27 protein-coding genes are annotated in these 25,020 nt (G+C 61.9%); 21 read left to right on the top strand and 6 right to left on the bottom strand.

Annotated elements, in window-relative coordinates; all coding sequences use genetic code 11:
* The first annotated feature begins 35 nt into the window (after positions 1-35).
* From CAF74_RS09905 to CAF74_RS09875, 7 genes are read left to right on the top strand one after another with little or no spacing between them, the layout of a single operon-like run.
* Positions 36-626: an amino acid synthesis family protein gene (locus CAF74_RS09905; RefSeq protein WP_007957412.1), complete on the top strand. Its 591-nt coding sequence runs from the start codon at positions 36-38 to the stop codon at positions 624-626.
* 32 nt (positions 627-658) lie between these two features.
* Complete coding sequence (locus CAF74_RS09900; RefSeq protein WP_085746234.1) at positions 659-1,492, top strand: alpha/beta fold hydrolase; 834 nt, start codon at positions 659-661, stop codon at positions 1,490-1,492.
* On the top strand, positions 1,489-2,970 hold the full coding sequence (locus CAF74_RS09895; protein ID WP_085603065.1) for an aldehyde dehydrogenase: 1,482 nt from the start codon (positions 1,489-1,491) through the stop codon (positions 2,968-2,970). The genes CAF74_RS09900 and CAF74_RS09895 overlap by 4 nt, the downstream gene beginning before the upstream one ends.
* Before the next feature lie 12 nt (positions 2,971-2,982).
* Positions 2,983-3,468, top strand: a complete 486-nt coding sequence (locus tag CAF74_RS09890; RefSeq protein WP_085746233.1) for a flavin reductase family protein — start codon at positions 2,983-2,985, stop codon at positions 3,466-3,468.
* 12 nt (positions 3,469-3,480) lie between these two features.
* The gene (locus CAF74_RS09885) at positions 3,481-3,870 is read left to right on the top strand and encodes a carboxymuconolactone decarboxylase family protein (protein WP_085746232.1); all 390 of its coding nucleotides are present in this window, start codon (positions 3,481-3,483) and stop codon (positions 3,868-3,870) included.
* A gap of 58 nt (positions 3,871-3,928) precedes the next feature.
* A complete protein-coding gene (locus CAF74_RS09880; RefSeq protein ID WP_085603063.1) occupies positions 3,929-4,681 on the top strand; it encodes a GntR family transcriptional regulator in 753 nt (250 codons plus the stop codon).
* Between the two features lies 1 nt (position 4,682).
* Positions 4,683-5,246, top strand: coding sequence for an NUDIX hydrolase (locus CAF74_RS09875; protein ID WP_011334615.1), 564 nt, complete (start codon positions 4,683-4,685; stop codon positions 5,244-5,246).
* 57 nt (positions 5,247-5,303) lie between these two features.
* Here the strand turns inward: CAF74_RS09875 and CAF74_RS09870 are convergent, their stop codons facing one another.
* Positions 5,304-5,786, bottom strand: coding sequence for a hypothetical protein (locus CAF74_RS09870; RefSeq protein ID WP_240867055.1), 483 nt, complete (start codon positions 5,784-5,786; stop codon positions 5,304-5,306).
* A 136-nt stretch (positions 5,787-5,922) separates the two neighbouring features.
* Positions 5,923-6,216: a DUF1330 domain-containing protein gene (locus tag CAF74_RS09865; protein WP_085746231.1), complete on the bottom strand. Its 294-nt coding sequence runs from the start codon at positions 6,214-6,216 to the stop codon at positions 5,923-5,925.
* 65 nt (positions 6,217-6,281) lie between these two features.
* Between CAF74_RS09865 and ribBA the strand changes: the two genes are divergently transcribed.
* From ribBA to CAF74_RS09840, 5 genes are all read left to right on the top strand, one after another.
* Positions 6,282-7,391 (top strand): bifunctional 3,4-dihydroxy-2-butanone-4-phosphate synthase/GTP cyclohydrolase II, encoded by a 1,110-nt coding sequence (gene ribBA / locus CAF74_RS09860; protein ID WP_085746230.1) that lies wholly within the window; start codon positions 6,282-6,284, stop codon positions 7,389-7,391.
* A 166-nt stretch (positions 7,392-7,557) separates the two neighbouring features.
* Entirely contained in the window at positions 7,558-8,583 is a 1,026-nt protein-coding gene (locus CAF74_RS09855) for an ABC transporter substrate-binding protein (protein WP_011334619.1), read from the top strand.
* Complete coding sequence (locus CAF74_RS09850; RefSeq protein ID WP_085746229.1) at positions 8,580-9,524, top strand: ABC transporter permease; 945 nt, start codon at positions 8,580-8,582, stop codon at positions 9,522-9,524. The genes CAF74_RS09855 and CAF74_RS09850 overlap by 4 nt, the downstream gene beginning before the upstream one ends.
* Before the next feature lie 6 nt (positions 9,525-9,530).
* Positions 9,531-10,340 carry an ABC transporter permease gene (locus CAF74_RS09845; RefSeq protein ID WP_007957396.1) on the top strand — a complete coding sequence of 270 codons (810 nt, stop codon included), beginning with the start codon at positions 9,531-9,533 and terminating at the stop codon, positions 10,338-10,340.
* 16 nt (positions 10,341-10,356) lie between these two features.
* Positions 10,357-11,511, top strand: coding sequence for an ABC transporter ATP-binding protein (locus CAF74_RS09840; protein ID WP_085746228.1), 1,155 nt, complete (start codon positions 10,357-10,359; stop codon positions 11,509-11,511).
* Positions 11,512-11,723: 212 nt separating this feature from the next.
* On the opposite strand, the gene map is transcribed toward CAF74_RS09840, so the two are convergent.
* On the bottom strand, positions 11,724-12,515 hold the full coding sequence (gene map, locus CAF74_RS09835) for a type I methionyl aminopeptidase (protein WP_085746227.1): 792 nt from the start codon (positions 12,513-12,515) through the stop codon (positions 11,724-11,726).
* Positions 12,512-12,772 carry a ParD-like family protein gene (locus tag CAF74_RS09830; RefSeq protein ID WP_011334623.1) on the bottom strand — a complete coding sequence of 87 codons (261 nt, stop codon included), beginning with the start codon at positions 12,770-12,772 and terminating at the stop codon, positions 12,512-12,514. The genes map and CAF74_RS09830 overlap by 4 nt, the downstream gene beginning before the upstream one ends.
* 295 nt (positions 12,773-13,067) lie before the next feature.
* Between CAF74_RS09830 and CAF74_RS09825 the strand changes: the two genes are divergently transcribed.
* The 6 genes from CAF74_RS09825 (at position 13,068) to yecR (ending at position 18,952) form a co-directional block, all read left to right on the top strand.
* Positions 13,068-14,003 (top strand): Ppx/GppA family phosphatase, encoded by a 936-nt coding sequence (locus tag CAF74_RS09825; protein WP_085746226.1) that lies wholly within the window; start codon positions 13,068-13,070, stop codon positions 14,001-14,003.
* A gap of 259 nt (positions 14,004-14,262) precedes the next feature.
* A complete protein-coding gene (locus CAF74_RS09820) occupies positions 14,263-15,639 on the top strand; it encodes a pyridoxal-phosphate dependent enzyme (RefSeq protein WP_039766899.1) in 1,377 nt (458 codons plus the stop codon).
* Complete coding sequence (locus tag CAF74_RS09815) at positions 15,636-16,814, top strand: cystathionine gamma-synthase (protein ID WP_085746225.1); 1,179 nt, start codon at positions 15,636-15,638, stop codon at positions 16,812-16,814. The genes CAF74_RS09820 and CAF74_RS09815 overlap by 4 nt, the downstream gene beginning before the upstream one ends.
* 696 nt (positions 16,815-17,510) lie before the next feature.
* Complete coding sequence (locus tag CAF74_RS29250) at positions 17,511-17,765, top strand: hypothetical protein (protein WP_165369549.1); 255 nt, start codon at positions 17,511-17,513, stop codon at positions 17,763-17,765.
* A 503-nt stretch (positions 17,766-18,268) separates the two neighbouring features.
* Positions 18,269-18,583, top strand: coding sequence for a hypothetical protein (locus CAF74_RS09805; RefSeq protein WP_039766904.1), 315 nt, complete (start codon positions 18,269-18,271; stop codon positions 18,581-18,583).
* A gap of 60 nt (positions 18,584-18,643) precedes the next feature.
* A complete protein-coding gene (gene yecR, locus CAF74_RS09800; protein ID WP_007950440.1) occupies positions 18,644-18,952 on the top strand; it encodes a YecR family lipoprotein in 309 nt (102 codons plus the stop codon).
* On the opposite strand, the gene CAF74_RS09795 is transcribed toward yecR, so the two are convergent.
* Positions 18,924-20,561, bottom strand: a complete 1,638-nt coding sequence (locus CAF74_RS09795; protein WP_085746224.1) for a hybrid sensor histidine kinase/response regulator — start codon at positions 20,559-20,561, stop codon at positions 18,924-18,926. The genes yecR and CAF74_RS09795 overlap by 29 nt on opposite strands.
* Before the next feature lie 113 nt (positions 20,562-20,674).
* Between CAF74_RS09795 and CAF74_RS09790 the strand changes: the two genes are divergently transcribed.
* Complete coding sequence (locus CAF74_RS09790; protein ID WP_085746223.1) at positions 20,675-21,280, top strand: response regulator transcription factor; 606 nt, start codon at positions 20,675-20,677, stop codon at positions 21,278-21,280.
* A 15-nt stretch (positions 21,281-21,295) separates the two neighbouring features.
* On the opposite strand, the gene CAF74_RS09785 is transcribed toward CAF74_RS09790, so the two are convergent.
* Positions 21,296-22,294, bottom strand: coding sequence for a bile acid:sodium symporter family protein (locus CAF74_RS09785; protein WP_085603035.1), 999 nt, complete (start codon positions 22,292-22,294; stop codon positions 21,296-21,298).
* 84 nt (positions 22,295-22,378) lie between these two features.
* On the opposite strand from CAF74_RS09785, the gene CAF74_RS09780 reads away from it, so the two are divergent.
* Both CAF74_RS09780 and CAF74_RS09775 read left to right on the top strand, forming a co-directional pair.
* Positions 22,379-23,167 carry a helix-turn-helix domain-containing protein gene (locus CAF74_RS09780; RefSeq protein ID WP_085746222.1) on the top strand — a complete coding sequence of 263 codons (789 nt, stop codon included), beginning with the start codon at positions 22,379-22,381 and terminating at the stop codon, positions 23,165-23,167.
* Positions 23,168-23,305: 138 nt separating this feature from the next.
* Positions 23,306-25,018, top strand: coding sequence for an amidase (locus CAF74_RS09775; RefSeq protein ID WP_085746221.1), 1,713 nt, complete (start codon positions 23,306-23,308; stop codon positions 25,016-25,018).
* The last annotated feature ends 2 nt before the right edge of the window (positions 25,019-25,020 follow it).

The raw sequence follows: 25,020 nt of genomic DNA, 5'->3' as shown, positions 1-25,020 counted from the left end.
CGCACAGACACTCTTTATCCCCTACGGAGCAGCTCATGAGTTTCGAAATTCGCAAGATCGTCAGCTATGTCGAAGAGACCTTCATTGAAGGCGGCAAGGCTTCCGACACCCCGGTGACCATGGTGGGCCTGGCCGTCGTGATGAAAAACCCGTGGGTCGGCAACGGCTTTGTCGAAGACCTCAAGCCGCAGATTCGCGCCAATTGCTCCGACCTCGGCGCGATGATGGTCGAGCGTCTGGTGGGCATCATCGGCGGTGCCGAGAAGATCGAGGCTTACGGCAAAGCCGCGGTGGTCGGCGCCGACGGCGAAATCGAGCACGCGTCGGCGGTGATCCACACCCTGCGCTTCGGCAATCACTATCGCGAAGCGGTCAAGGCCAAGAGCTACCTGAGCTTCACCAACAAGCGCGGCGGTCCGGGCACTTCGATTCAGATCCCGATGATGCACAAGGACGACGAAGGCCTGCGCTCGCACTACATAACCCTGGAAATGCAGATCGAAGACGCCCCCCGCGCCGACGAAATCGTCGTGGTGCTCGGTTGCGCCGACGGTGGTCGCCTGCACCCGCGCATCGGCAACCGCTACATCGATCTGGAAGAACTGGCCGCCGAAAAAGCCCAGTAATCACAATAAAAAAGGCATTGCAGGAGCGCTCCATGATTCGGCTCACCGCTGAACTCACCCCGGCCGGCACCAGTTATCTGGCGACAGGCGTTGGCCAACCCGTGGTGTTGATCCACGGCGTAGGCCTGAACAAAGAAATGTGGGGCGGCCAGATCGTTGGCCTGGCCACGCAATACCGGGTGATCGCCTACGACATGCTCGGCCATGGCGCCAGCCCGCGACCGGCCAGCGGCACCGCCCTGCTCGGCTATGCCGATCAGTTGCTGGAGTTGCTCGACCACCTGCAATTGCCCGAGGCATCGGTGATCGGCTTTTCCATGGGCGGTCTGGTGGCGCGGGCGTTTGCCCTGCATTACCCGGACCGCCTGAAAAGCCTGGTGGTGCTCAACAGCGTGTTCAACCGCAGCGAAGAGCAACGCGCCGGCGTCATCGCCCGCACCGCTCAAGCTGCCGAACACGGGCCCGACGCGAATGCCGAAGCGGCACTGTCGCGCTGGTTCAGCCGTGAATATCAGGCGGCCAACCCGGCGCAGATCGCCGCGATCCGCCAGACCCTGGCCGGCAATGATCCGCAGGGTTACCTGACCACCTACGAATTGTTCGCCACCCAGGACATGTACCGCGCCGACGACCTGGGCAGCATCCAGGCGCCGACGCTGATCGCCACCGGCGAGCTGGACCCCGGATCGACCCCGGAAATGGCCGAGCAACTGGCCGCGCGCATTCCCGGTGCGAAGGTTGCCGTGCTGCCCGAGCAACGGCATATGATGCCGGTAGAGTCGCCACGGCTGGTGAACCAGACGCTGCTGGAATTTCTCGACACCGCACACGCCCGACAAAACCATATAAAGGGGATCGTTGCATGACGCTCGCACGCTTCCAGATGTGCATCGGCGGAGAATGGGTCGACGCCCTCTCCGGCAAGACTTTCGAAAGCCTCAACCCGGCGCTGGCCGAACCTTGGGCCGAACTGCCCGACGCTGACGAGGCCGACGTCGAACGCGCCGTGCAAGCCGCGCAGACCGCCTTCGACAGCCCGGCATGGCGTGGCTTGACCGCCACCGCGCGCGGCAAACTGCTGCGTCGTCTCGGTGACCTGATCGCTGAAAACAAGGAACAACTGGCGCAGCTGGAAAGCCGAGACAACGGCAAACTGATCCGCGAAACCCGCGGTCAGGTCGGTTATCTGCCGGAGTTCTTCCACTACACCGCCGGCCTCGCCGACAAGCTCGAAGGCGGCACCCTGCCGCTGGATAAGCCCGATCTGTTCGCCTACACCGTGCACGAAGCCATGGGCGTGGTCGCCGCGATCATTCCGTGGAACAGCCCGCTTTATCTGACCGCGATCAAACTGGCGCCGGCGCTGGCGGCGGGCAACACCATTGTGATCAAGCCCTCCGAGCACGCCTCGGCGACCATTCTTGAGCTGGCGCGCCTGGCCCTCGAAGCCGGGATTCCGCCGGGCGTGGTCAACGTGGTCACCGGTTACGGCCCGAGCACGGGCGCCGCCCTCACCCGCCATCCGCTGATCCGCAAGATTGCCTTCACCGGCGGCGCGGCCACGGCCCGGCATGTGGTGCGCAGCAGCGCCGAGAACTTCGCCAAGCTGTCGCTGGAACTGGGCGGCAAGTCGCCGAATATCATCTTCGCCGACGCCGATCTCGACAGCGCGATCAACGGCGCCATCGCCGGGATCTACGCGGCGTCCGGGCAGAGCTGCGTCTCCGGTTCGCGACTGCTGGTGCAGGATGAAATCTACGACGAATTCGTCAGCCGACTAGTGGAGCGCGCCCAGCGCATACGCATCGGCAACCCACAGGACGACAGCAGCGAAATGGGCCCGATGGCCACCGCGCAGCAACTGGCGGTGGTTGAAGGTCTGGTGGCCGATGCCATCGCCGAAGGCGCGCGTCTGCGTCTGGGCGGCAAGCGCCCGAGCGGCGTCGGTGACGGCTGGTTCTACGAACCGACGCTGTTCGAATGCGATCGCAATTCGATGAAGATCATGCAGGAAGAAGTCTTCGGCCCGGTGGCTTCGGTGATCCGGTTCAAGGATGAAGCCGAAGCGCTGGCGATCGCCAACGACTCGCAGTTCGGCCTCGCCGCCGGCATCTGGACCCGCGATCTGGGCCGCGCCCATCGTCTGGCCCGGGACGTGCGTTCGGGGATCATCTGGGTCAACACCTACCGCGCAGTGTCGGCCATGGCACCGATCGGCGGCTTCAAGAACAGTGGCTATGGACGCGAAAGCGGCATCGATTCGGTGCTGGCCTACACCGAACTGAAAACGGTGTGGATCAACCTCTCCCAGGCGCCGATGCCTGATCCGTTTGTGATGCGTTAGGAGTCCTGCGACATGATCGAACCCGGCATTTACAAAGACGTCATGAGCTCGTTTCCGTCCGGGGTCACGGTGGTCACCACCCTCGACCCGGACGGCGGCATCGTCGGCATCACCGCCAGCGCCTTCAGTGCGCTGTCGATTGATCCGGCGCTGGTGCTGTTCTGCCCCAACTACGCCTCCGACACCTATCCGGTGCTGCGCGACAGCAAGCGTTTCGCGATCCATTTGCTGTCCGCCGACCAGACCGCCGAGGCCTACGCCTTCGCCGGCAAAGGCAAGGACAAGGCCAACGGCATCGAGTGGCATTTGAGCGAGCTCGGTAACCCGATCCTCGCCAAGGCCACGGCGATCATCGAGTGCGAGTTGTGGCGTGAATACGACGGTGGCGACCACGCGATCATCGTTGGCGCGGTGAAGAATCTGATCCTGCCGGAGCAACCGATGACGCCGATGATTTATCACAAGGGCAAGCTCGGCGCTTTGCCGACACTGGGTTGAGCGGAGAAACACATGAGCAACGAAAAGTACGAGCAAGGCCTGAAGATCCGCACCCAGGTGCTGGGCCAAGCCTATGTGCAGCGCTCGATCGAGAACGCCGACGACTTCACCCGCCCGCTGCAGGAAATGGTCACCGAATACTGCTGGGGCCACGTCTGGGGACGTGAAGGCCTGTCGCTCAAGGAGCGCAGCATGATCAACCTGGCGATGATCTCGGCGCTCAACCGCCCGCATGAACTGAAACTGCATGTGCGCGGCGCCTTGCGTAACGGCCTGAGTCGTGAGCAAATACGCGAAATTCTGCTTCAGGTCGGTATTTATTGCGGCGTCCCGGCAGCCGTGGACAGTTTCCGGCTCGCCCGTGAAGCCTTCGCCGAAGCCGACGCCGAGGCCTCCAGTTAACCCCTCGGCTGTTTTGATGCCCCTCTGGCATGGACAGCCACCTTAAAGAGCGGACCCCATGAAACGCCTGCCACTCGACGACAGCTTCAAGGTCAATCGCAACCCCGTCACCCTGCGCGAAATCGTGCTGGATAAACTGCGAAGCGCCATCATGAACTTCCAGCTGCTGCCGGGCGATCGCCTGGTGGAGCGCGATCTGTGCGATCGCCTGGGCGTGAGCCGTACGTCGGTGCGTGAAGCCTTGCGTCACCTCGAATCCGAAGGTCTGGTGGAATTCGCCGACGCCAAGGGCCCGCGCGTGGCGATCATCACCCTCGCCGATGCCGTCGACATCTATGAACTGCGTTGCGTGCTCGAAGGCCTGATCGTCCAGCTGTTCACCCTGCGCGCCAAGGCCAAGGACATCAAGGCCCTGGAAAAAGCCCTCGACGAGAACCGCAAGGCGCTCAAGGACGGCGAGTTGCAGCAGGTGATCGACTCGGTGCAGGGTTTCTACGACGTGCTGCTGGAAGGCTCCGGCAACCATGTTGCGGCCACTCAGTTGCGGCAGTTGCAGGCGCGCATCAGCTACCTGCGCGCGACATCGGTGTCCCAGGAAAACCGTCGCGGCGCCAGTAATCACGAGATGGAAAAAATGGTCGAGGCGATCAAGAGCGGCGATCCGCTGGCGGCGCATCAGGCGTGCGTCGATCACGTGCGCGCTGCGGCTGCCGTGGCCCTCGATTATCTGAAACGCAAACAGGAAGAGACCGGCGCCACTCCACCGATCACCCTGCCCATCGCGCTGAAAGAACCGCGCATAGGTCACTGACATGTTCAGCCCGAGCTTTTGCCCGAAATGCGGTGGCGCTGACCTCGGTCAGCAGGTGCCGCCGGGCGATACGCACGAGCGCCTGATGTGCCGCGGTTGCGGCTACATCCACTATGTAAACCCGAAAATCATCGCCGGCTGCATCATCGAGCAGGACGGCAAATACCTCTTGTGCCAACGGGCAATTCCCCCGCGTCCCGGCACCTGGACCCTGCCCGCCGGGTTCATGGAAAGCGGCGAAACCACCGAACAGGCCGCCCTGCGCGAAGTCTGGGAAGAAAGCGGCGTACGCGCGGAGATCGTCTCGCCGTACTCAATCTTCAGCGTGCCGAAGATCAGCGAGGTCTACATCATCTTCCGCGCACTCGCGCTGGAAATCACTGGCGAGTACGGTCCGGAAACCCTCGCCTGCAAATTCTTCGCCCCCGAAGACATCCCGTGGGAGCAGATCTACTACCCGGCGATCCGGCAGATCCTCGAACGCTACATCGAGGAACGCCAGGCCGGGGTGTATGGCATGTACATGGGCAATGACGACAGCGGCAAGATTCATTTCATGCGTTGATTAAACGTCACTTGCCAGAGATGCAGAGCTGGATCCGGGTCCTCGGCAGTTGCTCACTCAATCCGGCATCGCACGAATGATATCCGCCAAATCATCTTTGGTGATTTCATTGGCTTTGAGAGCAGCGGAGATGTCTTTCTTGGAGAGCGGGAAACGCTTGAAAATGTCCTTCAAGGTATCGGCATCAATATTGGAGAGCCAAAGAGGATCGATAAAAGATCCGCCATATTCAGGCTTCATTGGGACTTCTTCGTGGGCAATGGCACCTTTGTGATTCAGATACACCACATAACGATCGTGCCCTTCAGGAAAGCTTTTATCGTGATATAGCGTTGTCCCCATCGGCAGGACATAGTAATTGTCATCGCCACCTTGCCCCTCGATCAGCAGGGGTTCTTTGGTTTTAACCATCTCCAGATCGCGTCCCTTCGCACTGTTCCCGAAAATCAGAAAAGCCAGAAAGACTGCATTCACAAATAGTGCAGCCACTAGCCAGAGGCCCACTCGCCTACCTGAAAACATTCCTTTTGTCATGCGCATCAATATTCCCTTAGAGCACACCGTGCAAACCCGCAGGCATTAAATTCCGTCCGGCGGACGATCTCCTGATCCAGAAAAAATCAAAGATCGCGGCCACGTTCGATTCTGTAGTTCCTGCGGGTTTACAAGCAAGACGTTACGGCGCCATCCCTTCAACGATGACAATCTCCGCCCGCGCCCATTCCTCGCGATAGCTCTTCGCTTCCTGATACGCCGCCGAGCGGTAGCACGCCACGGCCTGCTCATAACTGTCGAATTCAATCACCACGCTGCGCTGTGGCGTCGCCCGCCCTTCCATTGCTTCGCTGCGCCCGCCTCTGGCTAAAAACTTCGCGCCGAACTCGGCGAACGCTTTCGGCGCGCGCTGGGTGTATTGGCTGTAGTGATCGGGATCGTTGATGTCCACGTGTGCAATCCAGTACGCCTTCATAGTGACCTCTTGGTTGATTTTGTATTATGGTATACCACAAAATTCATCCACATCGAGAGTCCAGCATGGCCTTCAACAGCATCGAAGAAATCATCGAAGATTATCGCCTCGGCAAAATGGTGTTGCTGGTCGATGACGAAGACCGGGAAAACGAAGGCGACCTGCTGCTGGCCGCCGATCGTTGCACACCCGAGGCGATCAGTTTCATGGCCCGTGAGGCTCGGGGGCTGATCTGCCTGACGTTGACTGACGATCATTGCCAGCGTCTGGGGCTGGAGCAGATGGTGCCGAGCAATGGCAGCGTGTTCAGCACCGCGTTCACGGTTTCCATCGAAGCGGCGGTCGGCGTGACTACCGGCATTTCCGCCGCCGACCGCGCTTGCACGGTGGCCGCTGCGGTGGCGCCGAATGCCCGCGCTGAAGACCTGGTGCAGCCCGGCCATATCTTCCCGCTGCGCGCCAAGGAAGGTGGCGTGTTGACCCGTGCCGGTCACACCGAAGCCGGCTGTGATCTGGCGCGGTTGGCGGGTTTCACGCCCGCCTCGGTGATTGTCGAGGTGATGAACGACGACGGCACCATGGCCCGTCGTCCGGATCTGGAAGTCTTTGCGCACAAGCACGGGATCAAGATCGGCACCATCGCCGACCTGATCCACTATCGCCTGAGCACCGAACACACCATAGAGCGCATCGGCGAACGGGAGTTGCCGACGGTGCATGGCACGTTCCGTCTCATCACCTTCGAAGATCGCATCGAAGGTGGCGTGCACATGGCGATGGTCATGGGTGAATTGCGCCGTGAGGAACCGACGCTGGTGCGCGTGCACGTGATCGATCCGCTGCGGGATCTGGTGGGTGCCGAGTACAGCGGGCCGACGAACTGGACGTTGTGGGCGGCGTTGCAACGGGTCGCGGCCGAAGGGCATGGCGTTGTGGTGGTGCTGGCCAATCATGAGTCGTCCCAGTCGCTGCTGGAGCGCATTCCGCAACTGACTCAGCCGCCTCGACAGTTCAGTCGCTCGCAATCGCGGATCTATTCGGAAGTCGGCACCGGGGCGCAGATTCTGCAGAACCTGGGCGTCGGCAAGCTGCGCCACTTGGGCCCGCCGCTAAAATATGCCGGGTTGACTGGGTACGATCTTGAGGTGGTTGAGAGCATTCCATTCACCGAATGACCCTGTTTGCCAGATAGCCGGTAAGGCAAAGTGCTTGCACAAAGTTTGGAATACCATAATATGATATTCCATAGACCGGACGACCTGAAAAACCGTCCAGCTACTGCTCCCGACAGGCGGGCAACAACGCAAGCCCGCTCAAAAACACAACAATGAGGGCGTAAAAATGGTGTTGAACAAAGCTGCAACCGCGATCTTTCTTGCGGGACTGCTGAGCGTGACCGGCCAGGCCGCGATGGCCGCCGAGAGTGTGAACTTTGTCAGCTGGGGCGGTAGCACCCAGGATGCGCAGAAACAGGCCTGGGCCGATCCGTTCAGCAAGGCCAGCGGCATCACCGTCGTGCAGGACGGCCCGACCGACTACGGCAAACTCAAGGCCATGGTCGAGAGCGGCAACGTGCAATGGGACGTGGTCGACGTCGAAGCCGACTTCGCCCTGCGCGCCGCCGCCGAAGGCCTGCTCGAACCCCTCGATTTCAAACAGATCCAGCGCGACAAGATCGACCCGCGTTTCGTCAGCGACCACGGCGTCGGCTCGTTCTTCTTCTCCTTCGTCCTCGGCTACAACGAGGGCAAGCTCGGCGCTAACAAGCCGCAGGACTGGAGCGCGCTGTTCGACACCAAGACCTTCCCCGGCAAACGCGCCCTCTATAAATGGCCAAGCCCCGGCGTGCTCGAACTGGCCCTGCTCGCCGATGGCGTAGCGGCCGACAAGCTCTACCCGCTGGACCTGGATCGCGCCTTCAAGAAACTCGACACCATCAAGAAAGACATCGTCTGGTGGGGCGGCGGCGCGCAGTCGCAGCAACTGCTGGCCTCCGGTGAAGCGAGCATGGGCCAGTTCTGGAACGGCCGGATCCATGCCCTGCAAGAAGACGGCGCACCGGTGGGCGTGAGCTGGAAACAGAATCTGGTCATGGCCGACATTCTGGTGGTGCCAAAGGGTTCGAAAAACAAGGACGCGGCGATGAAGTTCCTGGCCAGCGCCAGCAGTGCCAAAGGCCAGGCCGACTTCTCCAACCTGACCGCCTACGCCCCGGTCAACGTCGACAGCGTGGCGCGTCTGGACTCGACGCTGGCCCCGAACCTGCCGACTGCCTACGCTAAGGATCAGATCACTCTTGATTTCGCGTACTGGGCCAAGAACGGTCCGGCCATCGCGACACGGTGGAACGAATGGCTGGTCAAATGAAAATGGCGGCCACCGCATCCCGTCCCTCCACTGCCACCGGGAGCGCCCCGAGCGCTGCCGGCCCGGCTTCAGGCAAGGCGAGTGCCATGGCGCAAGCCCCGTCCCTCAAGCAACGCTGGCGCGGCGCCGGCAACCTCGCGCCGGCGCTGTTGTTCCTCGGTCTGTTCTTTCTCGCCCCGCTGATTGGTTTGTTGCTGCGCGGCGTGCTGGAACCGGTGCCGGGCCTCGGCAACTATGAGCAACTGTTCGCTAACTCGGCCTACGCCCGGGTGCTGTTCAACACCTTTTCGGTGGCGGGACTGGTGACCGTGTTCAGCCTGCTGCTGGGCTTCCCGCTGGCCTGGGCAATCACCCTGGTGCCACGGGGCTGGGGCCGTTGGATCCTCAACATCGTGCTGCTGTCGATGTGGACCAGCCTACTCGCCCGCACCTATTCCTGGCTGGTGCTGTTGCAGGCTTCGGGCGTCATCAATAAAGCCCTGATGGCCATGGGCATCATCGATCAGCCGCTGGAAATGGTGCACAACCTGACCGGCGTGGTGATCGGCATGAGCTACATCATGATCCCGTTCATCGTGCTGCCGTTGCAGGCGACCATGCAGGCCATCGACCCGATGATCCTGCAGGCCGGTTCGATCTGTGGCGCGAGCCCGTGGACCAACTTCTTCCGGGTGTTCCTGCCGCTGTGCCGGCCGGGTCTGGCATCCGGCGGCTTGATGGTGTTCGTGATGTCGCTCGGTTACTACGTCACCCCGGCGCTGCTGGGCGGGGCGCAGAACATGATGCTGCCGGAATTCATCATTCAGCAGGTGCAGTCGTTCCTCAATTGGGGCCTGGCCAGCGCCGGCGCCGCGTTGCTGATCGTCATCACCCTGGTGCTGTTCTACGTCTACCTGAAGCTGCAACCGGAATCCCCGGTTGGCGCCAGTAACGCGAGGTAAGCCGACATGCTTCTGACGCCCAATGCCATGAGTCGCCGGATGCGCTTCGGCCTGTATTTCACCACCGGGCTGATCGGCCTGTTCCTGCTGTTGCCGATCGTGTTCATCGTCCTGCTGTCGTTCGGTTCGTCCCAGTGGCTGGTGTTCCCGCCACCGGGCTGGACGCTGAAATGGTACGTGCAGTTCTTCTCCAACGCCGACTGGATGAGCGCAGCGCTGGCCAGCCTCAAGGTCGCGGTGCTGACCACGATCTGCGCCGTCGCCCTCGGTTTGCCGACGGCCTTTGCGCTGGTGCGCGGACGCTTCCCCGGCCGGGAAATGCTCTACGGTCTGTTCACCCTGCCGATGATCGTGCCGCTGGTGATCATCGCGGTGGCGGTGTACGCGCTGTTCCTCAAGCTCGGCTACACCGGGACGATGTTTGCCTTCGTCGTCAGCCATGTGATTGTCGCGCTGCCATTCACCATCATCTCGATCATCAACTCGCTGAAGCTGTTCGATCAGTCGATTGAAGACGCGGCGGTCATCTGCGGGGCGTCACGCCTGCAAGCGGTGTTCAAGGTGACCTTCCCGGCGATCCGCCCGGGGATGGTGGCCGGCGCCCTCTTCGCCTTCCTCGTTTCGTGGGACGAAGTGGTGCTCAGCGTGATGATGGCCAGCCCGACCCTGCAAACCCTTCCCGTGAAAATGTGGACCACCCTGCGCCAGGACCTGACGCCAGTGATCGCCGTCGCTTCGACGCTGCTGATCGGCCTGTCGGTATTGGTCATGGTGATCGCCGCCGCGCTGCGCCGGCGCAACGAAATCAGCGCATGAGCGCCAGGAGTACGACATGAGTGCCGTGATCAAAGACGCATCCCAGCAGAGCGACAAACCCCTGGTCAGCCTGCGCAACCTGAACAAGCACTACGGCGATTTCGCCGCCGTGGACAACATCTCGCTGGACATCAAGGACGGCGAATTCCTCACCTTTCTCGGCTCCAGCGGCTCGGGCAAAAGCACCACGTTGTCGATGCTCGCCGGCTTCGAAACCCCGAGCAGCGGCGAGATCCTGGTCAACGGCCAGTCGCTGGTGAATGTGCCGCCGCACAAACGCGACATCGGCATGGTGTTCCAGCGCTATTCGCTGTTCCCGCATCTGTCGGTGCGCGACAACATCGCGTTCCCGCTGGCGATCCGCAAACTCGCTGCAGCCGAGCGTGATAAACGCGTCGATGCGATGTTGAAGCTGGTGCAGCTGGAACAGTTCGCCCATCGTCGTCCTTCGCAACTGTCCGGCGGCCAGCAGCAACGGGTCGCCATTGCACGGGCGCTGGTTTACGAGCCACGTATTCTGCTGATGGACGAACCGCTCGGGGCGCTGGACAAGAAACTTCGCGAAGACCTGCAGGATGAATTGCGCCAGCTGCACCGTCGCCTCGGCATCACCATCGTCTACGTGACCCACGATCAGGAAGAAGCCATGCGCCTGTCCCAGCGCATCGCGATTTTCAGTCACGGCAAGATTGTCGGGCTCGGCAGCGGGTATGACCTTTATCAGAATCCGCCGAATGCATTTGTGGCGTCGTTCCTCGGCAACTCGAATTTCCTCAAGCTCAAAGCGCAGGGCAATGCGGCGGCGAGTTTTGAGGCGCAGGCGCTTTCGATTCGCCTGACCGCTGGATTGCAGACCGGGCAGGATGTGCTGCTGATGGTGCGTCCGGAAAAGGCGTTGGCGTTGAGTGTGCAGCAGGCGGCGAGTGAGCCGTTGGCGGCGGGCTGGAACGAGGTTTCGGCGAAGGTGGTCGAGGTGTTGTTTCTGGGTGAGAGTCAGACTTGCAGTGTGGTGACTTCGGGCGGGACTTCGATGACGGTGAAGGCGTTGTCAGCGGCGGGGATGCCGCTGAAGGCTGGAGATCCGGTTCGAGTGCGTTGGGCGACGGCGGATGCTTGCGTCTATACCGAGTGGGCTGAGAGCGATTTGAACAAAGCGGCGGGGGCTCATTAACACCGAGTCGCCTGCCCGCCCTCACCCCAGCCCTCTCCCGGAGGGAGAGGGAGCCGATTGGGGGATATTGAAGAGATATGCCGACCTGAAGGAGCTGCTTTGAATCCACAATCAACACGGTCTTTCAGGTCGATGTAGTGCGCCAGACAACTCGGTAGGCTCCCTCTCCCTCCGGGAGAGGGCTGGGGTGAGGGCCAGCAGACGACTCGGTCTCACTTGATAGCCGCAAAACCTTCAATTTCGTCAGGCCACGCGGTCAACACTTCGAATCCGTCTTCCGTCACCGCAATCATGTGCTCCCACTGCGCCGACAACGACTGATCCTTGGTCACCACCGTCCAGCCATCCGCCAGACTTTTCACATGGCGCTTGCCGGCATTGAGCATCGGCTCGATGGTAAAGATCATCCCCGCCTTCAGCTTCAAGCCCTGCTCCGGATAACCGTAATGCAGTACCTGCGGTTCATCGTGATAGACCTTGCCGATCCCGTGCCCGCAGTACTCGCGCACCACGCTAAACCCTTCTTTTTCCGCCAGACTTTGAATTGCATGGCCAATATCGCCCAGCGTAGCGCCCGGCCGTACGACGCGGATACCGGCGCACATCGCGTCGTAAGTGGTCTTGATCAGGTGCCGCGCCTCGGGCGTCGGTTCGCCGACCACGTACATGCGACTGGTGTCGCCGAACCAGCCGTCCTTGATCACCGCGATGTCGAGGTTGACGATATCACCGTCCTTCAGCACACGCTTCGAAGGAATGCCGTGGCAGACCACTTCGTTGACCGACGCGCAAACAGTTTTCGGGAAGCCGTGATAACCGACGTTGGCCGGAATCGCCTTCTGCACATTGACGATGTAGTCGTTGCACAACTGATCGAGCTGATCGGTGGTGACGCCAGCCTTGACGTGCGGCACCAGCATCGCCAGCACCTCGGCGGCCAGTCTGCCGGCCTCGCGGGAGTGGGCGATTTCGGCCTGGGTGTTGATCTTGATCGGGTTTCTCATGCCTTGGCCGCCTCTTTGACCGAGGCGTTCTGCGCGGCATCCGCCAGTGCGCAGACCTGCTGCAGATCCAGACCACCCGACTGTTCGGCGCGAATCAGCAACCGGCAAATGGCGTGGTGATCAAGGTCGGGATACAGCTCGGCGAGCATGCCGATGCGCATCCAGTGTTCGGCCTGCGCGTTGATCGAGCGGCTGAGTGCGTTGCTGGAGATGCGCAGATTCTCGTGCATGTCCTCTGAAATCTTTACGATGCCCATGGCAATATCCGATACGAAGTGTATATGGATCGTATATTAATCGTGCATCGTCCGGGATTGCAAATTTTGCACGCCCGGTAAATTCCGGGCAAAAAAAAGCTGCCCGGAAGGCAGCCGAATCATGAAAAGCACGCGATGTATTGGGGCAAAGTATGGACAGCCGATAATGACAGTGTCATGACAGCGATGAATTCACTGAACCGCCCCGCCCGCGTCATCAGGTTGTCATCGAACCCACGGCAGAATCCTCGCAAACCGTCCCGCGCCTCCCGACGGATGATTTGCAAGGATCCCCATGAAAGAAGACACCTCGCTGTTTGCCGCCATCGACCTCGGTTCCAATGCCTTTCGCATGATGATTGGCCAGTCGGTGCGCAGCAGAAAGGGCTTCATGATTCAGGAGGTCAAAACCTTGCGCGAACCGGTGCGACTGGCCGAAGGTTTCGACGGCCGGGCACTCGACGAAATGGCGCTGGATCGCGGCTGGCAGGCGCTGGCGCGGTTCGGCAAGAAGCTACGCGGTTTCGAGCCCGGTCGTGTGCGTGCGGTGGCCACCAGCGCGGTGCGCGAGGCGGACAATGCGCAGCTGTTTCTGGCCAGCGCGGAACGGCATCTGGGGTTTCGCATCGATGTGATTTCCGGCCATGAAGAAGCGCGTCTGGTGTACGCCGGTGTGGCCCACACTCTGCCGGTCGCCGATGACATGCGTCTGGTGGTCGACATTGGCGGCGGCTCCACCGAACTGATTCTCGGCCAGGGCGCGCAACCGCTGCTGACCGAAAGCATCGCCCTCGGCAGCGGCACCTTGAGCACCCGTTACTTTCGCAGCGGTGAGATTTCCCCCGGTGCGCTGCAAGAAGCCGAACGGGTAGCCATTCTGCAATTCGAAAAAGTCGCCCGACGTTATCGCGCCCAGGGCTGGCAGCAGACGATCGGCTCTTCGGGCACCGCGCGGATGCTCGCCAAAGTGCTCAAGGCCAATCGCCTGAACGATCATGGCGAGAGCGGCATCACCTACGGCGGCCTGTTGCGGTTGTCGTTGCGCCTGCTGGAAGTCAGCAATGTTCAACAGCTGAAACTGGCCGGCCTGCAACCCCATCGCCAGAGCATTCTGCCCGGCGGTCTGGTGGTCATGCTGGCAGCGTTCAAAGTGTTCGGGATCTCGCAAATGGTGCCGTCCGAACCCGGTCTGAGGCTGGGTGTGCTGCACGGTCTGATGAGCAACCACTGAGCGGTTTTCGCTGCAGGATTTTCACTGCCGGATCAAGCGCTTCGTGACGCCGAAGACGCCCTTTCAATACTCGATGACGCCTGCGTATAAACCCCTGCAAATCACTTCCTTGCCCTCGCTGATTTCGTTCTATCGTTAGATCGAAATGGCAGTATTTCCGGCCGTTTAAAGGTTGCGACAGCGCAGGTCTGAGCCTATGTTGCACGCGAGCTTTTTCCCCGCGAATGGAACGCGATCAACACCACAAAGAGGTGAAGAGATGTCAAAGGATTCACGCCCTGCCGTACTTGGGCTGATCGGCAATACGCCGCTGGTACAAGTCACCCGCTTCGATACCGGTCCCTGCACCCTGTTTCTCAAACTCGAATCACAGAACCCCGGCGGTTCGATCAAGGACCGCATCGGTCTAGCCATGATCGACGCCGCTGAACGCGATGGTCGACTGCAACCGGGCGGTACGATCGTCGAGGCCACCGCCGGCAACACCGGTCTGGGCCTGGCCCTGGTCGGCCGCGCCAAGGGCTACCGCGTCGTGCTGGTGGTGCCGGACAAAATGTCCACCGAAAAAGTCCTGCACCTCAAGGCCATGGGCGCCGAAGTGCACATCACCCGCTCCGATGTCGGCAAGGGTCATCCCGAGTACTACCAGGATGTCGCCGCGCGTCTGGCCAAGGACATTCCCGGCGCGTTCTTCGCCGACCAGTTCAACAACCCGGCCAACCCGCTGGCCCACGAGTGCAGCACCGGGCCGGAAATCTGGGCCCAGACCGAGCATGACCTGGACGCGATCGTGGTCGGCGTCGGCTCGGCCGGCACGCTGACCGGCCTGACCCGTTTCTTCAAACGCGTGCAACCGGACCTTGAAATGGTCCTGGCCGACCCGGTCGGTTCGGTGATGGCTGAATACAGCCGCAGCAAGCACTTGGGCACCGCCGGATCCTGGGCGGTGGAAGGCATCGGCGAAGACTTCATTCCGTCGATCACCGACCTGTCGAGCGTGCGCAGCGCCTACTCGATCAGCGACGAAGAGAGCTTCGATCACGCCCGTCAGTTGCTGAAAGCCGAAGGCATTCTGGGTGGCTCGTCCACCGGCACCCTGCTGGCCGCCGCGCTGCGTTATTGCCGCGAACAGACCGAGCCGAAACGCGTGGTCAGCTTCGTCTGCGACACCGGCACCCGTTACCTGTCGAAGGTCTACAACGACCAGTGGATGACCGATCAGGGCCTGCTGCAGCGCAAACGCTACGGCGACCTGCGCGACCTGATTGCCCGACGTTTCGAAGACGGCAAAGTCGTCAGCGTCGGACCGGACGATACGCTGATGACCGCCTTCCAGCGCATGCGCCTGGCAGATGTTTCGCAACTGCCGGTGCTGGTGGATGGCAAGCAACTGGTCGGCGTGATCGACGAGTCGGACATTCTGGTGCGGGTACACGAAGACGCCTCGCTCTTCAGCAAACCCGTCGCCAGCGCGATGACCGACAAGTTGCAAACCCTCGCCCCCGGCGCCACGCTGGCTGAACTGGAAGCCGTGCTCAGCAGCGGCCTGGTGGCCATCATCGCCGACGCGTCAGGCTTCCACGGCCTGATCACCCGCGTCGACATGCTCAATCAATTACGGAGATCCCTGGCATGAGCCAGCACGACAAGAACGCCCGTCAACAGGGCTTCGCCACCCGCGTGATCCACGCCGGGCAAACGCCGGACCCGACCACCGGTGCGCTGATGCCGCCGATCTACGCCAACTCCACCTACCTGCAAGACAGCCCCGGCGTGCACAAGGGGTTTGACTACGGCCGCTCGCACAACCCGACGCGATTTGCCCTGGAGCGTTGCGTGGCGGATCTGGAGGGCGGCACCCAGGCGTTCGCCTTCGCGTCCGGGCTGGCAACCATTTCCACCGTGCTCGAGCTGATCGACGCCGGGTCACACATCGTCTCCGGCAATGACCTGTACGGCGGCACGTTCCGCCTGTTCGACAAGGTGCGCCAGCGCAGTGCCGGGCATCGGTTCAGCTACGTCGATCTGGCCGACCTGTCGGCGTTCGAAGCATCGTTGCAGGACGACACACGTATGGTCATGGTGGAAACGCCGACCAACCCGTTGCTGAGCCTATCCGACCTCACCGCCATCGCGCGCATCTGCAAGGCCCGCGGAATCATCTGCGTGGCCGACAACACCTTCGCCAGCCCGTGGATCCAGCGGCCGCTGGAACTGGGTTTCGACATCGTGCTGCACTCGACCACCAAATACCTGAACGGTCACTCCGACGTGATCGGCGGGATCGCGGTGGTCGGTGACAATCCTGCGCTGGCCGAGCGTCTGGGTTTCCTGCAGAACGCTGTCGGCGCCATCTCCGGCCCGTTCGACGCGTTCCTCACCCTGCGCGGCGTGAAGACGCTGGCGCTGCGTATGGAGCGTCATTGCAGCAACGCACTGGAGCTGGCGCGCTGGCTGGAGCAGCAGCCGCAGGTCAAACGCGTCTACTACCCGGGTCTGGAATCCCACCCGCAGCACGAACTGGCCAAGCGTCAGATGCGTGGTTTCGGCGGGATGATTTCCTTGGATCTGAACAGTGATCTGGCGGGCGCTCGGCGCTTCCTGGAGAACGTGCAGATCTTCGCTCTGGCCGAAAGCCTCGGCGGTGTGGAAAGTCTGATCGAGCACCCTGCGATCATGACTCACGCGACCATCCCGGCGGAAACCCGTGCCAAGCTCGGCATCGGTGACAGCCTGGTGCGTCTGTCGGTGGGTGTCGAGGACATCGAAGACCTGCGTGCGGATCTGGCGCAGGCGTTGGCCAGTATCTAAGGCCCGAGAACGTCAAAGCCCGCACGAGGCGGGCTTTGGTGTTTGAGTAGGCGGCCAGTGCTGGTCTCTGGCTTACGAGGTTTCTCAGGACTCCCACAGTACAGGCAATGTGCTCTGCTGCTTCACACGGCATAAGGGCTGGAACCCAGCGCGGGGTTCTTTCTAACCGTGTACCCTTCGGAACGCGCCCAACGCTTCCTCGCTATCCGCTTGCGCATCAGTCTGCGTCTTCGCCTACATTCTTGAGCCTAGCAAACACGCTACATTGCGCTACGCGGTTTTTAGACTGATTGTTTTCTAGCGCAGGCCTTCAAGGAAGCGAACCGACTATCGCCTTCACGACCCTTCAGCCTGCCTTCCGCCGAGGGCGAACTATACTTTTCAGTTCGCTGTCCAGATTTCCTGTAAACCGTCGACACCCGTGCACCTTCCGGTGCCCCCGTGCCATTCACCAATCTGGTTGACCCCGGGCCGACGAGCCTTCCGTCAATGAACGAATGACGGGTAACGCTCGGTTGCTGTTTGGCTGATGGGGCGTGGAGAAAATCATGAAGCACACGCTTTGGCCGGGCCTCGTCCTGGCAGTTGCGGCAACGGTGGCAATGCCCAATGTCTGGGCTGCGAAGGCGCAGGCATTGGCGTCGGATGGGGCGGATCATGTGGGTGCGGGGGCGGTTGCTTCTGATGGTGCCGATCATGTTGGCGCTGGTGCAGTCGCATCTGATGGCGCAGATCATGTCGGTGCTGGCGCCGTTGCTTCAGACGGCTCCGATCATGTCGGCGCAGGCGCTGTCGCCTCTGATGGCGCGGATCACGTCGGCGCCGGAGCAGTTGCCTCTGACGGCTCAGACCATGTCGGCGCAGGGGCCGTTGCTTCTGACGGTTCCGATCATGTCGGTGCAGGCGCTGTCGCCTCTGATGGCGCGGATCGCGTTGGCGCTGGAGCTGTAGCTTCTGACGGCGCCGATCACGTTGGTGCAGGTGCAGTCGCCTCTGACGGCGCCGATCACGTAGGTGCTGGGGCCGTTGCCTCTGACGGTTCCGATCATGTTGGCGCTGGAGCGGTCGCCTCTGACGGTTCCGACCATGTCGGCGCCGGCGCAGTAGCTTCTGACGGCTCCGACCACGTCGGCGCCGGCGCCCTCGCCGCCGATGGCGCAGACAAAGTCGGTGCCAACCGGCTCGCCTATTCCCGCGCAGGCGTCGGCTCCGACCAGGTGGCTTCCGCCCTCATGAGCGGCAGCTATTCGGACCAGTTCAACAGTCCTCAATAACCGCTATCGGCGCAACCAGCCCACCGCTGGTTGCGCCGTACTAGCACATTTGTGCTAATCGACCACCCCGATCCCTGGCGTTATATTCCCTCGCAACCCCCGACGCTTCCCAGCATTGCCGCTGTGCAGTGCGCGGGATCGTTGTGCCTGGAAAAACAACAACACCAAGGAAGAAACACCATGAAACTGCAGCTCAGCCTCGCCAAGATCACGGTTCTCGGTGCCCTGCTCCTCGGCGCCAGCGGTTGCCAGACCGCCAAACCCACCGAAGACAGCATGCGCGAACGCGCCCAGACTGTTATCGGCCAACCCGTCACCAAGATCGGCAACATCCGCAATGACAGCACCCTGACCTACTACACCGCCTACACCGCCGCCGGCGAATACAACTGCGAGTTGCCCAGCGGCGCGATCATCGCGGTGGCCAGCATGGGCATCATGACGCCTCCGCTGTCTTGCCTGCCCAAAGGCGCGTCGCCGATTCCGTACCAATAATCCGGTGCAGAAAAACCGTTCAAATGCCTCTTCTCATCCGGTAAAGGATTGCGCTCGATCATGAAAACACTCATCGCCACCCTCAGCCTCGCGGCCGTCGTTCTGACCGGCTGCGCCACCCCAAAACAATGGGAAGCCACCGGCGGCAGCAAGACCGACGGCGTTGTCCAGGTCTCCTATGAACTGGGCCAGTTCGAGAGCGGGCAAACCTCCGCCGCTCAAGGGTTGGCCACGGCTGAAGGCCGTTGCAAGGTCTGGGGCTACAAGAGCGCCGAAGTATCGGGCTCGGAGAAAAACATCTGCCGCACCATGGGCCAGTACAACTGCCTGCAAACCACCATCACGCAGGACTATCTGTGTAAGCGCTGACCGCTTCGGTCTGCCGGTCGCGCAGCGCACGCAGGGTCGCGCGCAGCTCGGCCGGGCGTACCGGCTTGGACAGAATGGCGATCTGTCGGTCATGCAGGGCCGCCTGGATTTTTTCGATGTCATGCCCGGTGATGATCATGGCCGGGACCGCATAACCGCGCTGACGGCGAACCTCGTCGATGCACTCGATACCGGTGCTGTGGGAGCCGAGGTCATAGTCGGCAACGATGATGTCGCAGTCCGTGACCAGGCCCTGCCCGCTCAGCTCAGCCTGCACAACGCAGCCCCAGCGCTCGAGCAACGCCGAAGTCGCCAGCAGAACGTTGCGATCATCTTCCACCAGACACACCTTCAACCCCGTCAGCAAACCGATTTGCCGAACCTCTTCACGATTGACCGGCACCTGCGGCGGCGCCAGCGGCAGTCCATGCAAGGTCACCGCCGTGCCATGCCCCAGCCGTGAGCGGATCGCGACATCAACACCGATCAACTGCCCCAGACGCCGGACAATCGACAGCCCCAGACCCACGCCTTCGACGTCCTTGTCGCGCAACTGGCGAACCCGATAAAACTCCTCGAACACCTTGGGCAAATGCTCTTCGGCGATGCCGTTACCGCGGTCATAGATCGCGATGGCCAACCCTGCGCCGCGCTTGCGCACACCGATCAGCACCGGCCGGTGCGCGCCGTATTTGAAGCAATTGGAGAGCACGTTCTGCACCATCGTCGCGAGCAACGCCGGATCGGTGCGCACCCAGTGCTCGCAAGGCCGCAAACGCAGCTCCACACCTGCCCAGCGTGCAGCTTCGGCGTTCTGGCGGATCAGATCCGCCAGCCATTCACCCAGCTCAAGCGTCTGCAAGCGGGGCAGAATCCGCCCGTTGTCGAGGGTGTAGAGATCGAGAATCGAGCGAAACAGCTGCGACACGTTGAGCAGCGAGCGGTCGATGCTGTCCACCAGCCGCCGCTCCTCTTCGCCCAGCCGCGACTCGCGCAGGCACGCGGTAAACAACCCGATGGAGTGGATCGGCTGACGCAGGTCATGGCTGGCCTGGGCCAGGAAACGCGACTTTTCCAGATTGGCGGCGACCGCTTCTTCCGATGCCTTGCGCGTGCGTTCCAGCAGCAAGTGCGCATACACCGGAATCACCGTGCTGGTGATCATCAGCATCAACACCATGAACGGTTGCGCCTGCCAGTACGGCGTCAACCGATAGACCGCCAGCAGCGCCAGCAACGCCAGCACCGTGGCGATCGCCAGGTAGCGCGAGCCGTAGCGCATGCCGTTACCGAGATTGACCCAGACCATGACGGCATAAATGGGCAACGCCGCCTCGCCGCCGACCACCAGCCCGAAACTGGTGCCGGTGTAATCGTGAAGCATGCCGAAAATCCGCCGCGCCGGATAATGTCCCGGCCAGCGCACGATGGCCTGGCGCAGCACGACGGAGGCCAGCAAAAACAGGGAAATGTAAGTGACCACCGGCAGATAGGTATCGAAGCGCTGGCCCGGCAGGAAACCGAGCACGGCCATGTAAACCAGCGCGATGCTGGCGATGATGATGCGCAGATTGGCCTGGTCAAGCTCGGTGTTCTTTTCGAACTTCATGGGGGAACGTCCTTGTGCAGCAGTCGTCATAAACGCACGAATCAACAGGCAATGCCTTCGCCCGATGCTAAGGTGCATGCCATGAGCAATGCAGACCCAGGGAGGGTTGCGCCATGGCGTGCCGAATCATCATAGCCGACGATCACCCGTTGTTTCGCGAAGCGTTGCTGCGCACCGTCCAGCGTCTGCTGCCCGAAGCCCTGATCGAAGAGGCCGGCGACCTCGACGCCGTGCTCGCCCTGCTGCCGGCCGGTGATGAGCCCGACACCTTGATCCTCGACCTGCGTTTTCCCGGCCTGACGTGTGTCAGCCAGCTCGCGGAACTGCGCCGGCGTTTGCCGCGAACCACCCTGATCGTGGTGTCGATGGTCGATGACGAAGCGCTGATCGGCGACGTCATGGCCGCCGGCATCGATGGTTTTATCGGCAAGAACATCGCACCCGATGAGATGGGTCAGGCGATCCGGGCGATTCGTGAAGGTGAGGTACTGGTGAAATTCGCCCCGTCCGGCCTGCTGCCGCTGGACACCGGTACCGCCCTCACCCCGCGTCAGCAAGAGGTGCTGCGGCTGATCGCCCAAGGCAAGACCAACAAGGAAATCGCCCGTGAACTGGATATTTCGCCGTTCACGGTGCGGATTCATGTGTCGTCGTTGTTGCGGGTGCTCAACGTGCCGTCGCGGGCTGCGGCGGCAGTCAAGTATTCCGGTGCGGGCTAGCGCTGGCAGCCGAGATCAAGGATCGACCTGGGCCATCAGTTCAGGCACCGATTCCTGCCGCTTCGCATAGCGCTGCGCCAGCACCGCGCAAACCATCAACTGAATCTGATGGAACAGCATCAGCGGCAGGATCAACACGCCAATCGTGCTGCCGGCAAACAACACCTGCGCCATCGGCACACCGGTGGCCAGGCTCTTTTTCGAGCCGCAGAACAGAATGGTGATGCGGTCTTCCAGATTGAAACCGAACAGTTTGCCCAGCACTGTGGACGCCAGCAGCACAAGCGCCAGCAGGACGCAGCACGCCACGACCAGCCCCAGCAGTTCGATCACCGGAATCTGGTGCCAGATGCCCTCGTTCACCGCTTCGCTGAACGCACCGTAGACCACCAGCAGAATCGAGCCCTGATCGACGAACTTCAGCCAGTTCTTGTTGCGACCGACCCAGGCGCCGATCCAGCGACGGGCGATCTGACCGGCAATGAACGGCAGCAGCAGTTGCACACTGATTTTCACGATCGCGTCGAGGGTCGAGCCGCCGTCGCCGTGGACGTTCAGCAGCAGCGTCACCAGCAGCGGCGTGAGGAAAATCCCGAACAGGCTGGACGCCGCCGCGCTGCAGATCGCCGCCGGAATGTTGCCCCGCGCCAGCGAGGTGAAAGCAATCGCCGATTGCACCGTGGCCGGCAGCGCACACAGGTACAGCATGCCCATGTACAGCTGATCACCGATCAGCGGCGACAACAGCGGTTTGAGCGCAAGCCCCAGTAGCGGGAACAGGACAAAAGTCAGGCCGAACACCAGCAAATGCAGGCGCCAGTGGCCGGCGCCAGCGATGATCGATTCGCGAGACAGCTTGGCACCGTGCAGGAAAAACAGCAGCGCGATGGCGATGTTGGTCAGCCAGCCGAAACCGGTCGCGACCTGACCGCTGGCGGGCAGGAAGCTGGCCAGCAGCACCACGCCGATCAGGGTCAGGGTGAAGTTGTCGGGCAAAAATCGTGGGCGCGTCATGGTTTGTTCATCCGGGGGTTGCCAGTACGTGGCAGCGACTCTAACGTGACTGGAAATTACCGACTAACGCCGAAGAAACCACAGATGCCGCCAAAAGGACACGACAAGAGCGTCAGACGCAGCATTCCAGGGCTGCCCAGCCTGCCGCGTCCGCTGTACGGACGTACCGAATCTCTGCCCAATCGCGCGCTGACCCGCCGTCACAGTCATCCGTGGGTGCAGTTGTCCTACGCGATCCAGGGCGTGCTTGAAGTACAGACCGCCGTCGGTCGTTTCGTTGCGCCGCCGGAGCGTGCGGTGTGGATTCCGGCGGGCATGCCGCATCGGGTATTCAGTTCGCCGCACACGGAAATGCGCAGCCTGTACATCGATTGCAGCGTCGCCAGTTGGGCACCGGAGCGGTGTCATGTGCTCGGCGTCAGTGATCTTTTGCGTGAGCTGATCCGGGCCTTCAGTCAGATACCTGTCGAATATGACCAGAGCGGCCCGCACGGGCGCCTGGCTCAGGTAATCCTCGATCAACTCGCCGATGCTCCGCCCATCGATCTGATGCTGCCACTGCCGCAAGACAGTCGTTTGCGTCAGATCTATCAGAGCCTGGAGCAACATCCGGAACAGCAGACCACCCTGGCGCACTGGAGTGAAAAATTCGGCGTGACCGAGAAAACTCTGACTCGGCTGTTCCTGCGCGACACCGGTTTGACCTTCCGCACTTGGCGCCAGCGCCTGCGTTTGCTGGGTGCGCTGACACCGCTGGAACGCGGCGAACGCGTCACCGACGTGGCTTTGGCCTGTGGTTATGACTCTACCTCGGCGTTTATCGCGGCGTTTCGCCAACAGTTCGGTGAAACACCGGGAGAGTTTTTCCGATGAAATTAACCGATATTTATCGACTTTATGCATGCCATTGGACAAATTTCAGGGTAGAGTTTCGCCCATCAAGAATCTTTGACATCTTTCGACGATAACAATGATCAACCACCCTTTAGCGAACCTGTCGGCGGTAACAGCATGATCGAAGTCACTGAAGTTTCCATTGCCCAATTGCGCGCGGCGCTCGAATCCGGCCAGACCACCGCGGTTGAACTGGTCCAGGCCTACCTGGCGCGCATCGACGCCTTTGACGGCCCGGACACCGCCACTGCCCTGAACGCAGTGATCGTGCGCAACCCTGAGGCGCTGAAAGAAGCGCAAGCTTCCGATGCCCGTCGCGCCAAGGGCGAAACCCTCGGTCCGCTGGACGGCATCCCCTACACCGCCAAGGACAGCTATCTGGTCAAAGGCCTGACCGCCGCGTCCGGCAGCCCGGCCTTCGCCGATCTGGTGGCCCAGCGCGACGCGTTCACCATCGAGCGCCTGCGTGCTGGCGGTGCGATCTGCCTGGGCAAGACCAACATGCCGCCGATGGCCAATGGCGGGATGCAGCGTGGCGTCTATGGCCGCGCCGAAAGCCCGTACAACGCCGCTTATCTGACGGCGCCATTTGCTTCCGGCTCGTCGAATGGCGCCGGCACTGCCACCGCTGCCAGCTTCTCGGCATTCGGTCTGGCGGAAGAGACCTGGTCGAGCGGTCGCGGCCCGGCGTCGAACAACGGCCTGTGCGCCTACACCCCGTCGCGCGGGGTGATTTCGGTACGCGGCAACTGGCCGCTGACGCCGACCATGGACGTGGTGGTGCCGTACGCCCGCACCATGGCCGACCTGCTGGAAGTGCTCGACGTAGTCGTCGCCGAAGACACCGACACCCGTGGCGACCTGTGGCGCCTGCAACCCTGGGTGCCGATCCCGAGCGTCGCCTCGGTGCGCCCGGCTTCTTACCTTGAACTCGCGGTGAAAAGTGATGCACTGGCCGGCAAACGCCTGGGCGTGCCGCGCATGTACATCAACGCCGACCCTGAGGCCGGCACCAGCGACGAGCCGGGCATCGGCGGCCCGACCGGGCAACGCATCAACACCCGCGCTTCGGTGATCGATTTGTGGAAACAGGCGCGTCAGGCCCTCGAAGCCGCCGGCGCCGAAGTGATCGAAGTGGATTTCCCGCTGGTCTCCAACTGCGAAGGCGATCGTCCGGGTGCGCCGACCGTGTTCAATCGCGGCATCGTCTCCAAAGAGTTCATGCACCACGAACTGTGGGACCTGTCGGCCTGGGCCTTCGATGATTTCCTGCGCGCCAACGGCGACCCGAAACTCAACCGTCTGGCAGACGTCGACGGGCCGAAAATCTTCCCGCACGACCCGGGCACCCTGCCCAACCGTGAAGGCGACCTCGCTGCCGGCATGGACGAATACGTGCGCATGGCCCAGCGCGGCATCACGCCGTGGGATCAGATCCCGACCCTGCCGGACGGCCTGCGCGGTCTGGAGAAGACTCGCAAGCTCGACCTCGAAGACTGGATGGATAAACTCGGCCTCGACGCTGTGCTGTTCCCAACCAACGCCGACGTGGGTCCGGCCGACGCTGACGTCAACCCGGCTTCGGCGGACATCGCCTGGAGCAACGGCATCTGGGTCGCCAACGGCAACCTCGCAATCCGCCACCTCGGCGTGCCGACCGTCACCGTGCCGATGGGCGTGATGGCCGACATCGGCATGCCGGTGGGGCTGACGTTCGCCGGGCGGGCCTATGACGACTCGACGTTGCTGCGCCTGGCAGCGGCATTCGAGGCCACCGGCTCCAAGCGTCTGGTACCGCCACGCACGCCAGCGCTGGCGGCAGGCAAGTAAAT

Source organism: Pseudomonas sp. R45(2017) (assembly GCF_002112305.1).
GTDB lineage: Bacteria > Pseudomonadota > Gammaproteobacteria > Pseudomonadales > Pseudomonadaceae > Aquipseudomonas > Aquipseudomonas paraglycinae.
Note: the sequence above shows the minus strand (reverse complement) of the source record. Positions and strands in the feature narration are given on the sequence as shown.